Origin of the sequence: Marinilabilia salmonicolor JCM 21150 (assembly GCF_000259075.1) — a bacterium.
In the GTDB taxonomy this organism is placed as follows: Bacteria; Bacteroidota; Bacteroidia; order Bacteroidales; family Marinilabiliaceae; genus Marinilabilia; species Marinilabilia salmonicolor.
This window is the reverse complement of record NZ_AJKI01000021.1, coordinates 55,881-70,641: the sequence shown is the minus strand read 5'-3', so window position 1 is coordinate 70,641 and position 14,761 is coordinate 55,881. Positions and strand designations below refer to the sequence as shown.

Below are 14,761 nucleotides of genomic sequence, written 5' to 3'. Positions count from 1 at the left end.
TAATTTGAATAATTGAGACGCAAAAGTTGGTTAGACTCAATGCTATTTATCTAGTATCTATACATCTCATATCTCATTTTTATGCCAAAGAATATCTATTTTATCAGACACCCAAAAACAGAAGCTCCTCCGGGGGTTTGTTACGGAAATTCAGATGTAAAACCTTCTGTCGAATCTTTAGAGAAAGCAGTCGCAAAAGCCCGGACTAAACTTAATGGTATGAGCGTTGACATCTGCTACTCCAGTCCGTTATCGCGCTGTACCATGCTGGCTGAGGCATTAATGCAGGATGCCATGGTAGTGACTTCCGAACGCATTCGTGAGATCAATTTTGGTCGTTGGGAAATGGTACCCTGGACCGATATTCCTGAAGAGGAGCAGGATCAGTGGGGGCAGGATTTTATCAATTGTAAAATTCATGGGGGAGAGAATTTTTTTGATGTGCAGCGGTGGGTTATTGCTTTTTTGAATGAATTGGTAAATACCGGACATACCAATGTTATGGTGGTCACCCATGCCGGATTGCTCCGGGCACTACTGGCTCACCTGCTGGAAGCATCTCCCCGGAAGATATTTGCCATGCATATTGATTATGGAGATGTGATTTGTCTGGAATGGCACAATAACGAATATTATAAAGTGAAATATTTGTAGGAGAGAGCCCCCTAAATCCCACTTGACGATTTGGATTAATCTCTAAATTCTATTGTCTAAAATCTAAAAACTAAACAATGCTTTATTTCATTACCGGCGGACAACGATCAGGAAAAAGTAGTTACGCCCAAAATCTGGCGCTGAAAATGTCCTCCAACCCTGTTTATTTGGCTACTGCTCGTATTTGGGATGATGATTTTCGCCAGCGGGTGGAACGCCATCAAAGGGATCGTGGTTCTGAATGGACAAATATTGAAGAACCGCTGAATATTTCTGATTGTGAGGTGTCGGGCCGGGTTGTGGTGCTGGATTGCGTCACATTGTGGCTTACCAACCTCTTTTTTGATCATCAGGATAACTCGGTGGATGAGATTTTAGAAATGGCTAAAAAAGAGTTTGGCAAACTGACTAAAAAAGATACCATCCTAATTGTTATTTCCAATGAGATTGGGTTGGGAGGCCATGCTGAGAGCGCGGTTGCAAGACGTTTTACCGATCTTCAGGGATGGATGAATCAGCACATTGCAGGCCTGGCAGATGTAGCAACGCTGATGGTGGCAGGATTGCCTTTGCAGCTAAAAAGGCCTGGAGCAAAGAGCACGGCGCATGGTGCATAGAAGTTGTCAAACGGAGTTTCTCTTTATACCATGCCCTCTGCACCATGCAAATTAATTTAATAAAATCATGACAAAACCAACCTTTCTCATAGCTGCGCCCAAAAGTAATTCAGGGAAGACCTTGATAACCCTGGGACTCATTAAAGCAATTAGTGATCAGGGCTATTGTGTGCAACCATTTAAATGCGGCCCCGATTACATCGATCCGATGCATCATACTGCCATTGCCGGTAGAGCATCTTACAATCTGGATTTGTGGATGTCATCAGAAAGTCACTTAAAATCAGTTTTTTATACTCAGATGAAAAATGCCGAGGTGGGTGTTGTGGAGGGTGTAATGGGCTTGTTCGATGGAGCCCGAAAGGATGAGGGAAGTTCGGCCGCCATCGCCCGGTTATTAGATATCCCGGTAGTTTTGGTGGTGGATGCTTCCAGTGTTGCTTATTCCGTTGCGCCTCTGTTGTATGGTTTTAAGCATTTCGACCGGAGTATTCGATTGTTAGGCGTTATTTTTAATAAGGTGGCAGGAGCTTCTCATTACCAATTTCTGAAAGAAGCAGCAGAAGATTCAGGTGTAAAGGCACTGGGATATGTCCCTCGCGATAAGGCTTTGGCCATTGATGACCGGCATCTTGGATTACAAATGCCGGGAGAAAGTAAAGAAGCAGACATTATGAAAAGAGCCGCTGAACTGATTCAAAAGCATGTGGGGCTGTCAGAATTGCTTGAGTCAGATAGAAAAGTGCAATGGAACTGTACCAAAAGTCATGAAATTCAAGTCTTTTGTCATTCTGAACGGAGTGAGGCATCTCTTTGTCAGCAATCGTCCCTGCCTCAGAGTGCTCCGAATAATAAAGGTGGGGATTTTGGAGAGGCTCCCTTTGAATCGCAAAATTTAAAAATAGCCATTGCCGCCGACAAGGCATTTAATTTTACCTATCAGGCAAATTTAGAATGTCTTAAGGCTTTGGGGACGTTGGGGCATTTTTCTCCAATCGCTGACGAAAACGTACCTGATGCGGATCTTATCTGGTTGCCCGGAGGATATCCTGAATTATTTTCCGGGGAGTTATCTAAGAATCGTCTGATGCTATCTGCAATTCGAAAGTTTGCAGAATCAGGAAAAGCCATTGTGGCCGAATGTGGTGGAATGATGTATCTGGGGAAGGAGATAATACTTAAAGATGGTTCGTCGTTTCCCATGGCAGGAGTATTCGATTTTTCTACCTCTTTTAAAGATATGAAACTCCATTTGGGATATCGGGAGGTGAGTGGAGAATCCTTTGTATTAAGGGGCCATGAATTTCATTATTCCGAATTGATAAATGCCCATTCCACACCCCGCTATTCGGTAAAAACAGCACGAGGAAAAGAGGTTGAAATGCCGGTGTTTCGTCACAAAGGAGTGTGGGCATCTTACATGCATTTGTACCTGGGAGAACCTGAGCAAATGAAGCGTTTTCTGAAGATTGTGTTAGGGGATTAAGAGAAAATAAAGACACTTGAACTAGTGTCTCTTGTTTGAAGATTAAGAGAATCTCCTGCTTTAAAAAAAATATGAAAAAACTTACAGGTATAGGTCTTGGCCCCGGCGATCCGGAAATGGTTACCCTGAAAGCGTTAAAAGCTTTACGGCAGGCTGATGTGATCTATTATCCGGCTACTTATTCAAAATCAGGGAGCGTAAAATCTTACTCTTTGGAAATTTTACAGCAGCTGGATATAACAACGGAGTGTCGGCCATTAAACATTCCCATGACAGATAAAAACCGTGATGAGATTTATCGAAAAGCGTACCAAATCATAAAAGAGTCATTGGAGGAGGGCAAAGAAGTAGCGGTTGTGAATGAAGGAGATGTGCTTTTCTACAGTACTTTTGGCTATCTTTTTAAAATGGCTAAAGCCGATAATATGGAGTGCTGCGTTATATCCGGTATTCCTGCTTTTATTGCCGCCGGAAGTCTCGGAGATATCCCTCTTGTAGAGGGTAATTCGGGATTCAACGTCATTGCCCGTCCAAAAAGCTTTGCGCAGATATCCCAAATGCTTCAGGCAAATCCTGACGACACGCTGGTAGTAATGAAAATGAAAGTGCTTACCGGCTGGTATCACCATCTGAAGCAATGCTCTCGACCTTTCCTTTATGTGGAAAAGGCTGGCACAACCGATGGATTTGTCACCTCAAAAGTGGAGGACTTAAAGGATAGGGAGATTCCTTATTTTTCAGTGATAATATTTTATACATAGAGTATGGCGTATGGTGCAAAAAGTAGATTTTGACCTTATGCTCTTTGCTCCATGCCAAAAGTTAAATAAGGCTTTCTGAATAACACTATAAAAAGCTGGAGCATTAAAGGTGAGATATCAACATATTACTGTTGAAAGAATGCTATCATAATGAGTGATTTTTACTATTTGAAAGGCGCGTTGGCCTGTCCGCTTTCCGGGCCGGCGGATGGCGGGAAGCCAAAATGGGCGACTTTCATGGCCTTGCGCCAGTGTTGTTTCGTGTATAAAATAATGTAAAAGTTGAAATTGATTTTGCTTTTTTCAATATGAGAAAAAAGAGCATAGCCTTAGCTACGTGATTTTTTTATCATGCCGAAAAAAGTAAAATCAATGATACTTGGTGAATTATTTTATGCGGGATACGACACTTAGGCCGGAAATTTTGGGTTTCGCGGGGGGATAGGATTAAGCGGACTAGTCCCGATATAGGTTTTGTAAAGTTTTTTGTAAAAAGAATCACAAAAACCATAATCGGGATTTGGTTCCTTTTTGGGGCAATGCCAAAAAGAACAATTAATGAAACGAGCCCGTTGATTCGGGGCGAGTTCCATCAAACCAATGACTTAGATAAATTATTTGCTGATAAAAATTGTGCTGCTGACCTTTTTAGCAGCTCCTTAATAGAGAATTAACTGACGGAAAATGAGCAAAATATACACTATAGGTATTGGTCCCGGTGACCAGGCACAAATGACTCCCCAGGCAGTGGAGGCTCTGAAAGTATCCGATACAATTGTTGGCTACCTCCACTATTTCGAATACATCGGTCACCTCACCAAAGGGAAGGAGACGATTAGCACAGGTATGAAAAAAGAGCGGGATCGTGCCAAGTCGGCTTTTGAAGAGGCGGAAAAAGGGAAAACAGTTTCGGTTATCAGCAGCGGTGATTCAGGAGTTTACGGGATGGCCCCGCTTCTTTGGGAAATGAAGGAGGAGCGCGCATCAGATATGGAAATTGAAGTTGTTCCGGGTATCAGTGCCATGTTTGCTGCTGCAGCACGTATGGGGGCACCGTTGGGACATGATTTTTGTTCGATTTCATTGTCGGATTTGCTCACGCCCTGGGAACGAATTGAAAAACGGATTGAGGCAGCTGCCGTGGCTGATTTTGTGACGGCTGTTTACAATCCTGTTAGCAAGGGACGGTTCTGGCAACTAATGCGGCTCCGGGACATTTTTTTGCAGTTTCGGTCTCCTCAGACTTGTGTTTGCATTGCACGGAATGTGGGGCGAAAGGATGAGCAATTGAATTTCCTGACCATTGAAGAACTGGATGCTTCGATGGTGGATATGTTTTCCCTGGTGATGGTTGGCAATAGCCAAACACGCATGATTAACAATCACATGGTGACGCCTCGTGGCTACTATAATCAGAAAGGGACGGCGGAGGACAATCCCGGTCGTCAGATTATGAATGAGAGTTTTCGCACCATTTTAAAGAACCTGAATGTTGAAAACCAACCCCTGGATCATACATGGGTGTCACTGCATTGTATTCATACCACGGCCGATTTTGGTATGAATGATTTGGTGGAAATCAGGAACGATATGGTTGCCAGGTTGCATAAGGCTTTTTATTCCGGGAAACCTCCGGTTATTGTCACCGATGTTTCGATGGTCACACGTGGTATTCGTCGAGAAACCCTAAATAAACTGGGCGTTGAGGTAAAATGTTATCTTGATGATGACCGCGTTAAAGCGTTGGCTGTCAATAAAAACATCACCCGTACGCAGTCAGGTATTCGTCTGGCCGTGGAGGAGCATCCCGATGCACTCTTTGCCTTTGGCAATGCTCCAACTGCATTGATGGAGCTGATAAAGCTTATTAGAAATGGGAAGGCTCATCCGTCAGGTGTTGTAGCGGCTCCTGTGGGATTTGTGAATGTTCGTGAAAGCAAATGGCAGTTGAAGTTCGGATGTCCGGAGGTTCCTGCTGTTATTGTGGATGGCCGGAAAGGTGGCAGTAATGTGGCGGCAACCATTATCAATGCCATTTTGAGCTGGGAAGATGCTCAAGCCATGCATCCCGGTGCCGGATTGTAGGTGGGGCGAATTCCTATTCGCCCACTGGAGTTTGGCTTTAACTAGATAAAAAAATCAATTGGGGTCGGATTCCTATTCGCCCGCTGGATTTTGGCTTTAACTAGATAAAAAAAATCAATGGGGTCGAATTCCTATTCGCCCAAAAGAGCAGTACAAAGATTCTTGAAGCACAAAAGAAAACAACATGAAGATAACAATCATTGGCATTAACGACCGGCTTCCGGAATTTACCGAAGAGGTGCAAACCTTTATTGCATCGGTGAATTTTTTTGCCGGAGGCAATCGTCATCATGAATTGGTAAAGCAGTTCCTGCCGGAAAAGTATCACTGGAGTCCTATTGTGGTGCCTTTGTCGGGTTTGTTTGAAGATATTCAAAATAAGAAGGGCAACTGGGTGGTTTTTGCCTCCGGTGATCCTCTTTTCTTCGGCATTGGCAATACACTAAAACGTGAGTTCCCTGACTCAGAAATAAAAGTGCTGCCACAATTTAACTCCCTGCAATTGCTGGCGCATCGTTTGGGATTGAATTACGGAGAATTCCCGGTGGTCTCACTTACCGGACGACCCTGGCATGAATTTGACAAGGCATTGATTCAGGGGACCAATCGCATGGCAATTCTTACTGACCGTAAAAAAACACCTGTTGAGATTATTGGAAGGATGCTAAACTATGGTTACTCAAATTACAGGATTTATTACGGTGAAAAAATGGGAGGAGAAAACGAGCGTGTAATGGTGCTTGATGCAGAGGATATTTCAAAATTGGATTTTAAACACCCCAATTGCTTTTTTCTGGAAAAAACAGATGATGCCATTCCGGCAAGAGGCATTCCTGAAGAGTCTTTTGAGCCTCTTGAAGGCCGTCCCCGCATGATCACAAAAATGCCGATTAGAATTACTACTTTGGCATTGATGCAACTACTTAGGCGCAAGGTGTTTTGGGATGTGGGTGCTTGTACCGGGAGTGTTTCGATTGAGGCCAGACTAAAGCATCCTCATTTGCAGATAACAGCTTTTGAGATTCGTTCCGAGTCGGAAGGCATCATTCACCGCAATGCCCAAAAGTTTCAGGCTCCTGGGATTTATTTGATTGTCGGGGATTTTTTAAAAGCAAAAAAAGAGAAATTGGCTGCTCCCGATGCCGTTTTTATTGGTGGTTATGGTGGCAAAATGGAGGAGGTATTGGATGATGTGAACAAATACCTTCTGGTTGGAGGTGTCATTGGTTTTAATTCCGTATCCGGCCAGAGCAGGACTCGTTTTCTGAGCTGGTGCTCTCACAACCGATTTGAGATAACACAACAGCAACAAATCCAGGTGGACGATCATAATCCCATCTCTATACTGATAGCAGAGAAGAAAAGATAAATATATGCAAACTATTATTACCCATTCTGATAAAGGCCAACAACTGGCAAAAAGGCTTCTGTCAGCAGATTTTGAGGCAACCATAATCCGATCACCCAAAAATTATGAGCAGCTATGGGCAGGGAATAAAGCCCTTATTTTCATTGGGGCTTTGGGAATCTGCGTTCGAGAAGTAGCCCCTTTTCTGAAAGATAAAAAAACGGATCCTGCGGTGATCAACATCGATGCCAACGGACAATTTGTTCAGCCGGTGGTCTCTGGCCATCTGGGAGGTGCCAATGCACTGGCTCAGCAAATCTCTGAAATGCTTGGAGCTCAGCCGGTCATCACCACCGTCAGTGATACATCCGGACTTTGGGCCCTGGATATCTTGCCTGCCAGGTTTAACTGGAGAATAGAGTGCTCAGGGAATCTTACCCGGCTGATGGCTGCTTTTGTTAATGGCCGGAAAACAGCCTTACTGTTGGAAGCCAGAGATAAGGGGACTTTATTTCTGGAAACTGAACTCCCTTCTCATGTGGATCTCTTTTTTAAGACATCGACGTTAAATGTCGCTGATTATCAATTAATTATTGCGGTCACTCCGTTTCTTTACGATTTTGGGAATAAAGCCATTTTTTACCGCCCCCCAATGCTTCATGCCGGAATAGGCTGTCAGCGGGATTTGCCTTTTGACGAATTTGAGAATCTGCTGCTGGATAGTTTTCAGCAGAAAGGTATTTCCCCGCTTTCTCTGGCATCCCTGGGGACTGTTGAATTAAAAAAAGATGAGCCGGCTTTTCTGAAATTGAGCGAAAAGTGGGACCTTCCGTTGCGTTGTTTCTCTGGTGACGAACTCAATAGGTATAAGGTTCCAAATCCATCGGAACGGGTAAGGGAGATGACCGGTTCCGCCGGAGTTGCCGAGGCTTCGGCCATGCATTTGGCCAATAATACTTTGTTGATTGAGAAAACAAAAGGACAGGCCGGAGACAAAAACTTTACTTATGCTGTTGCCATCGATCGACGCTTTGAGCGAAAAGGGTTTGTTGAAATTGTGGGGGCTGGACCGGGAGATCCGGAATTAGTCTCCGTTAAGGGAAAACGGATGCTTCAGGCGGCCGATTATATTCTTTATGCCGGAAGTTTGGTGCCACGGGAACTAACCGAATATGCCAAACCCGGATGTGTGGTGGAAAGTTCGGCAGGGATGGACTTGATGACACAAATGGAAAGTATGCGCAGGTTTTACGACCGGGGGCTGTTTATTGTTCGCTTGCATACAGGCGATCCTTGTATCTACGGAGCCATTCAGGAACAGATGAATATTATGGATCAATGGGGATGGCAGTATCATATCACACCGGGCATCTCCTCCTTTCAGGCGGCGGCAGCAGCTCTGAAATCTCAGTTTACCATTCCGGAGGAGGTGCAAACCATTGTCCTTACCCGCGGTGAAGGACGAACTCCTGTGCCGGATCGTGAACAGTTGCACAAGCTTGCGGCATCGCAAAGTACCATGTGTATCTACCTTAGCGCAGCTATTGCTATTAAGGTTCAGCAGGAGTTGTTGATTCATTATCCGCCAGAAACACCGGTGGCTGTTTGCTATAAACTTACCTGGAAGGATGAAAGAATCTATCGGTGTACGCTCGAAAAACTTGCACAAACAGTAGAGGAGAATAATCTGAAGATGACAACACTAATTGTGGTCGGTAAAGCGATCGATAACCGTTCGGGATTTTCCAAGTTATACGACCGATCGTTCACACATGAGTTTAGGGAAGGAATTAAGGCAGAGAGCAGAGAGCATGGAGCATAGTGTTTCCCTTTGCTCCATGCTCCATGCCCCATGCACAAAGCAGAAAACTATGATTCTACTTTTTGGTGGCACTACAGAAGGCCGACAGGCAGCCAGGATATTGGATATAATCGGACAGAATTATTATTATTCTACGAAGGCTGAGACGTCTCAGAAGGTTAGGGGTAGATTGATTGTCGGGGCTATGGATGCTGATGCTATGGCTAAGTTTTGCAATGCCAATGGTATTCGCCTGATTATTGATGCAGCTCATCCTTTTGCGGTGGATTTGCATCATAATATCAAGAATGCAGCCATCAGATGTAATATTACAACCCTTCGTTTCGAGCGCCCTGTTCCTGACTTTTTGAACAATAATTATGTGCGTTTTTTTGATGACTTTGTTTCTTTGGAGGAGGCTTTGCTGAATAGTGATTTCGAAAATATTCTTGCACTTACCGGAGTGCAGACCATCCCAAAGCTTCGTGCTGTATGGCAAAAGCGACAGTGCTATTTCCGCATTCTGGATACCCGTTTGAGTCGTCATAAAGCCAATAAATATGGTATTCCTCAATATTTGGTAATTCCGATGGCTCCCGATGAAGATGTTGACAGTCTTGTTGCTCTGGCAAAGAAAACCGGAGTCCGGGTTTTACTTAGCAAGGAGAGCGGTGCTTCAGGCTTTATTCAAAGCAAAATAGAGGCTGCTGCATTATTAAAGGTGCCTCTCTGGATGGTTCGGCGTCCTTCATTGCCTGATTTTTCTTATAAGGTATTTTCACCAAAATCGTTTTTGCAGCGATTTTATCACTTACGTCGGGAGTTGATGCAGGATAAATCGCCTCTCCGCAAGGGATACACCACCGGAACCTGCCTTACAGCTGCAGCGAAAGCCTGCTTTCTGGGATTGATGACAGGTGTTTTTCCGGATGAAGTTTCTGTGATGCTCCCGGATGGAAGTGAAGCTGTGTTTCCTGTGTTTCCTGGAAGTATTTCTGATGTAAAGGCCTCCTGCGTAGTGATTAAAGATGCGGGTGATGATGCTGATGTGATTCATGGTCATGAAATTGGTTGTGAGCTGAAAATATGCCCTGGTTCAGGGATGAAATTTTTACAGGGGAAAGGAGTGGGTAAGGTGACTCTTCCCGGATTACAGGTTCCGGTGGGGCAACCCGCCATTAATCCGGTGCCTCGTCAGATGGTCACAAATTTGCTGGAACATCTGGCAGAGGATTATGGTCTGGAGATGGGGTTCGAGGTGAGGGCTTTTGTGCCGGAGGGAGAAAAACTCGCCGCGAAAACCTTCAATCCCAGAGTCGGAGTGGTAGGAGGCATTTCAATTATCGGAACTTCAGGGCGGGTAATTCCCTTTTCTTCCGAAGCTTTTCTGGCCAGTATTCGTCCTCAGTTGTCTGTGGCGATGAAAACAGGATGTCGCGAAGTTGTATTGACATCAGGAAAACGCAGCGAAAACCTGATCCGATCAGATTTTTCTCACCTGCCGGATACCGCTTTTGTGCATTTTGGCAACCTGATAGGAAATACCATTAAGATGGCGGTGGAAGAGGGCGCTGAAAAAATTACTTTGGCTTTGATGTTTGCGAAAAGCACCAAACTTGCTGCAGGGAATCTGAATACCCACAGTAAAAATTGTCGCTTCAATCCGGTTTTTGTGGCAGATATTGCACGTGATTGTGGATTGGCTCCAGATGTGATTGGTGAAATTGAATCGTTAAAGATGGCCAATGCCGTTTTGGATATAATCCCTCCGGAAATTTCGACTCAGTTTTATCAGATCATTGCAACAACGTGTTTTGAAGTTTGCAAGCCATTGATCCCTGAAAATATCGTTTTTAAATTTGTGATGCTTATAGGCAAGGAAAGTAAAATTAAAATTGAGTACAGGAGCGGTTCAGACCATAAATTGTGCCATGGACAAGGATAAGTCCTTTAATTCTTTTATTTTTGCACCGCGAAAATTAATACTAAAAAGAAATGGCTTCACAATTTGTTCCTACTCAGTATCTGCTTCAATCAGTTAAAACAGGACAAGAATTTGTTGATAAAGGCTGGACGCTCGATGCTCCGGGAGAAACAGAACCTTCTTTGATACGTGCCGTTTATGAAGAGGTTCAGATCAACCTGAAAGATGAATCGTTTGGTTTGTTCATGTTTGCTGACTGGTTGCCTGTTAATCACATGCTTCAGGGATCTGCGGCTCCTGTAACCTACAAGAGCGAGGGACTGGCCAGACATCTTGGGTTGAATAATCTTTATATCACTTTTAGCGGATACTGGCCCGAAAAAGGGGCACTCATGCCGACCTGCTCCTTTAAGGAGACGGAGGCCTACTCTGTAGGGGGAAGACTTACTGCCGAAACAGAGGGCGTGTTAGTGGTTGCATCAGCGGGAAATACAGCACGTGCTTTTGCCAGAGTTTGTTCTGACAATGACATTAAACTTTTGTTGTGTGTCCCTGAAGACAATCTCAGCGCCATGTGGTTCGACCGCTCTATTAATAGTAATGTGAAACTGGTTAGTACCCGCTCCGGAAGTGATTATTTTGATGCCATTCATCTTTCCAATATGATTTGCGATCTTCCCGGATTTTTTGCCGAAGGTGGTGCGAAAAATGTGGCACGCCGCGATGGTATGGGGACCACCGTACTTTCAGCAGCTACTTTTATCGGGCGTATTCCGGATCATTATTTTCAGGCTGTTGGAAGCGGAACCGGCGCTATTGCTGCTTGGGAAGCTAATCAGCGACTTATGGTGGATGGACGATTCGGTACCAATATCATGAAACTCCGTGTGGCACAAAACGCACCCTTTACGCCTATTTATGATGCCTGGAAAGCCGATTCTCGTCAAATGCTTGAATTTGATAATGATGAAGCCCGCAAGCAGGTGGAGGATATGGATGCCAAAGTGTTATCTAATCGTAAACCTCCTTATCCTATTTTTGGTGGTTTATATGATGCTTTAAAAGACACTTCAGGCGAAGTTTTGGTGGCTACAAATGAGGAAGGTCGTCAGGCTGCTGCTCTCTTCGAAGAACTGGAAGGCTGTGATATTCATCCGGCGGCAGGAATCGCCACTGCAACACTCATTAAAGAAGTGGAAAAAGGAACTGTTCCTCAGGATGATATTGTGATGCTCAACATTACCGGTGGAGGTGAAGAGCTCTTTAAACGTGAAAAAGAGGTTCAATACCTGAAGCCGGATCATATTTTTGATATCGAGCCCGATATTGAAGATGTGAAGAAAGTTCTGAAAGACCTGTTTTAGTTCTTTAAGTCAGAGCACTTTTTCGAGTAATATAGCAAGCTCTCCGAATGCCGGGGGGCTTTTTTGTTTTTTTGGCAGTGCCTCCCATCGGTCGCCGAAGGTGAAACGCTAAAGCTTCGGCGACACGCGGAATGCCAAAAAGAAAATTTATTATTATCAAAAATTAATTTCCTGAATTTTCCATCACTCTGGCTAAAAAGCTTTCGAAATATAGGAATCCGGGAAACCTGATTGTTCCTTTTATTGGTTTGAGTGAAACTTTCTCCAAAATAGTTGTTTTAACAGAGTTATCGTGCTTGCTGGGTGCTGGTGCTTGCTGGGTGCCGACCTTGGCAGATGAACCTAAAACCTGCAAAGCCATAATCGGAGTCAAGGTAAAAACGATAACCCCTCCTTTGTGATAGTAATTCTACGAATTAGTAACATCCTGTATGTTTCCGTAAAAAAATGTAATTTTAAGTTTTATAAGTGTATCGACCACAGCAACTAATAAAACTTATTGTTATGAACTTTAGAATTTATTCTTTTAGTAATAATTATTTCGGGAGGTTAAGAGTAATCCCTTACTTGCTGATACTAATCGGGATCTTTTCCTTATTAAATGCATCGGCACAGACCAGTTATCCCTTTCAGAATGCGGACCTGGATATGGAAACCCGGGTGGATGATCTCCTTTCACGAATGACGCTGGAAGAAAAAGTGTCAGCTTTAAGCACTGATCCATCAGTTCCGAGGCTGGGCATCAAAGGCGCACCGCATATTGAAGGTTATCACGGAGTGGCCATGGGCGGTCCGGCCAACTGGGCTCCCAAAGGCGACGAAAGGGTCCCTACCACCCAGTTTCCTCAGGCTTACGGAATGGGAGCTACCTGGAATCCTGAACTCATTCGTAAAGCCGGAGAAATTGAAAGCATTGAAGCGCGCTACATTTTTCAAAATCCTGAAATCAGTAAAGGTGGATTGGTTGTTAGGGCTCCGAATGCAGATTTGGGACGTGACCCGCGTTGGGGACGCACTGAAGAGGTTCTTGGGGAAGATCCGTTTTTAGTTGGAACCCTGTCCACGGCTTTTACCAAAGGGCTTCAGGGCGATGATGAAAAATACTGGCGTACTGCTTCTTTGCTGAAACACTTCCTTGCTAACAGCAATGAAAATACACGCGATAGTTCTTCGTCCAACTTTGATACGCAGCTATTTTACGAATACTATGGTGCTACTTTCCGTCGTGCAATTTTGGAAGGTGGATCCAATGCTTATATGACCGCCTATAATGCTGTGAATGGTGTGCCTGCTCACATCCATCCCATGCACAAAGAGATTTCCATGGCCAGGTGGGGTGTCAACGGAATTATTTGTACTGATGGGGGAGGATATACGTTGCTGGTAAGAGCCCATAAAGCGTATGATGACTATTACAGGGCAGCAGAGGGTGTGATCAAAGCCGGATTGAATCAGTTTCTTGACAACTATCGCGAAGGTGTTTGGGGTGCATTGGCACATGGATATCTTGCTGAGGAAGACCTGGATGAAGTACTCAAAGGTGTTTATCGGGTGATGATTAAGCTGGGGCAGCTCGATCCTCAGGATAAGGTGCCTTATGCATCAATTGGTCGCGATGGCAAACCAGCTCCGTGGACTTCTCCGGAGCATCAGGAGGCTGCCTTGCAAATGGCCCGGGAATCTGTCGTTTTATTGAAAAACGAAAAACAGACGCTTCCGCTCGCCGGAGATGAATTGGGAAAAGTAGCCGTAATCGGTCATTTGGCCGACACTATTTTGCTCGATTGGTACAGCGGAATGCCTCCGTTTATGAGCACCCCACTCGATGGGATCAAAGAAAAGATGGGTGCTGATAAGGTTCTGTTTGCACCCGATAACGATTACAATGCTGCTGTCGAGGCCGCTTCACAGGCCGATGTGGCGATTGTCGTTCTGGGCAACCATCCGTATTGCGACAGTGAGCGTTGGGGAGATTGTCCTGATCCCGGTATGGGGCGTGAAGCTGTGGATCGTAAGACACTTCGTCTTACCGACGAGTGGCTGGCACAACGGGTCTTTGAAGCCAATCCCAATACCATTCTGGTTTTGCAAAGTAGTTTTCCCTATGGCATCAACTGGTCGCAGGAAAATTTACCTGCCATTGTACATATCACCCACAACGGACAATCCACCGGTACTGCGTTGGCGGATGTACTGTTTGGCGATTACAATCCCGGAGGAAAACTTACTCAAACATGGCCTAAATCTGAGGAGCAGCTTCCGGATATGATGGAATATGACATCCGAAAAGGACATACTTATATGTATTTCAATGGGGAACCCTTGTATCCCTTTGGTTTTGGATTGAGTTATACTTCTTTTGAGTGGGTGGACATGGAAATAACCGGGTCTTCAGTAAAATCAAATGAGGAAGAGGTAATTGTAACAGTTAAACTAAAAAATGTCGGACAGGTTAAAGGAGATGAGGTGATTCAGCTTTATGCTTCTTTTCCTGAGACTTCTTCCAGACGCCCTGATAAGGCATTGAAGGGTTTTAAACGGGTAACTTTGGAGCCGGGAGAATCGAAAAATGTGCAAATTCCGGTAAAACTGGATGATTTGGCTTATTATGACACAGAAAAAGAACGTTTTGTGATAGAACCCGGAACGGTAAAAGTTCTGGCCGGTGCTTCATCGGCTGATATTCAATTGAAAGGTCAGTTTGTCATTGAAGAGTGACTG

The 14,761-nt window shown here is 44.5% G+C and carries 10 protein-coding genes; all 10 read left to right on the top strand.

Annotated features, from left to right (window positions below):
• The first annotated feature begins 81 nt into the window (after positions 1-81).
• The 10 genes from cobC to W7W_RS0111405 all read left to right on the top strand — a co-directional run bounded on the left by cobC (position 82) and on the right by W7W_RS0111405 (position 14,758).
• The gene (gene cobC / locus W7W_RS0111460; protein WP_010663899.1) at positions 82-654 is read left to right on the top strand and encodes an alpha-ribazole phosphatase; all 573 of its coding nucleotides are present in this window, start codon (positions 82-84) and stop codon (positions 652-654) included.
• A 77-nt stretch (positions 655-731) separates the two neighbouring features.
• Positions 732-1,271 carry a bifunctional adenosylcobinamide kinase/adenosylcobinamide-phosphate guanylyltransferase gene (locus W7W_RS0111455; protein ID WP_010663898.1) on the top strand — a complete coding sequence of 180 codons (540 nt, stop codon included), beginning with the start codon at positions 732-734 and terminating at the stop codon, positions 1,269-1,271.
• 67 nt (positions 1,272-1,338) lie between these two features.
• Entirely contained in the window at positions 1,339-2,757 is a 1,419-nt protein-coding gene (locus W7W_RS0111450; RefSeq protein ID WP_010663897.1) for a cobyrinate a,c-diamide synthase, read from the top strand.
• Positions 2,758-2,828: 71 nt separating this feature from the next.
• Positions 2,829-3,518 (top strand): precorrin-2 C(20)-methyltransferase, encoded by a 690-nt coding sequence (locus tag W7W_RS0111445; protein ID WP_010663896.1) that lies wholly within the window; start codon positions 2,829-2,831, stop codon positions 3,516-3,518.
• Positions 3,519-4,202: 684 nt separating this feature from the next.
• Positions 4,203-5,603 carry a precorrin-3B C(17)-methyltransferase gene (gene cobJ / locus W7W_RS0111435; RefSeq protein ID WP_010663895.1) on the top strand — a complete coding sequence of 467 codons (1,401 nt, stop codon included), beginning with the start codon at positions 4,203-4,205 and terminating at the stop codon, positions 5,601-5,603.
• 184 nt (positions 5,604-5,787) lie between these two features.
• Complete coding sequence (locus tag W7W_RS0111430) at positions 5,788-6,972, top strand: bifunctional cobalt-precorrin-7 (C(5))-methyltransferase/cobalt-precorrin-6B (C(15))-methyltransferase (protein WP_010663894.1); 1,185 nt, start codon at positions 5,788-5,790, stop codon at positions 6,970-6,972.
• 4 nt (positions 6,973-6,976) lie between these two features.
• Complete coding sequence (gene cobM, locus W7W_RS0111425) at positions 6,977-8,773, top strand: precorrin-4 C(11)-methyltransferase (RefSeq protein ID WP_010663893.1); 1,797 nt, start codon at positions 6,977-6,979, stop codon at positions 8,771-8,773.
• A gap of 49 nt (positions 8,774-8,822) precedes the next feature.
• Positions 8,823-10,697, top strand: a complete 1,875-nt coding sequence (cbiD, locus tag W7W_RS22085; protein WP_010663892.1) for a cobalt-precorrin-5B (C(1))-methyltransferase CbiD — start codon at positions 8,823-8,825, stop codon at positions 10,695-10,697.
• Positions 10,698-10,747: 50 nt separating this feature from the next.
• A complete protein-coding gene (locus tag W7W_RS0111415; RefSeq protein WP_010663891.1) occupies positions 10,748-12,040 on the top strand; it encodes a cysteate synthase in 1,293 nt (430 codons plus the stop codon).
• Positions 12,041-12,544: 504 nt separating this feature from the next.
• Entirely contained in the window at positions 12,545-14,758 is a 2,214-nt protein-coding gene (locus tag W7W_RS0111405) for a glycoside hydrolase family 3 C-terminal domain-containing protein (RefSeq protein WP_010663889.1), read from the top strand.
• Positions 14,759-14,761: the final 3 nt, after the last annotated feature.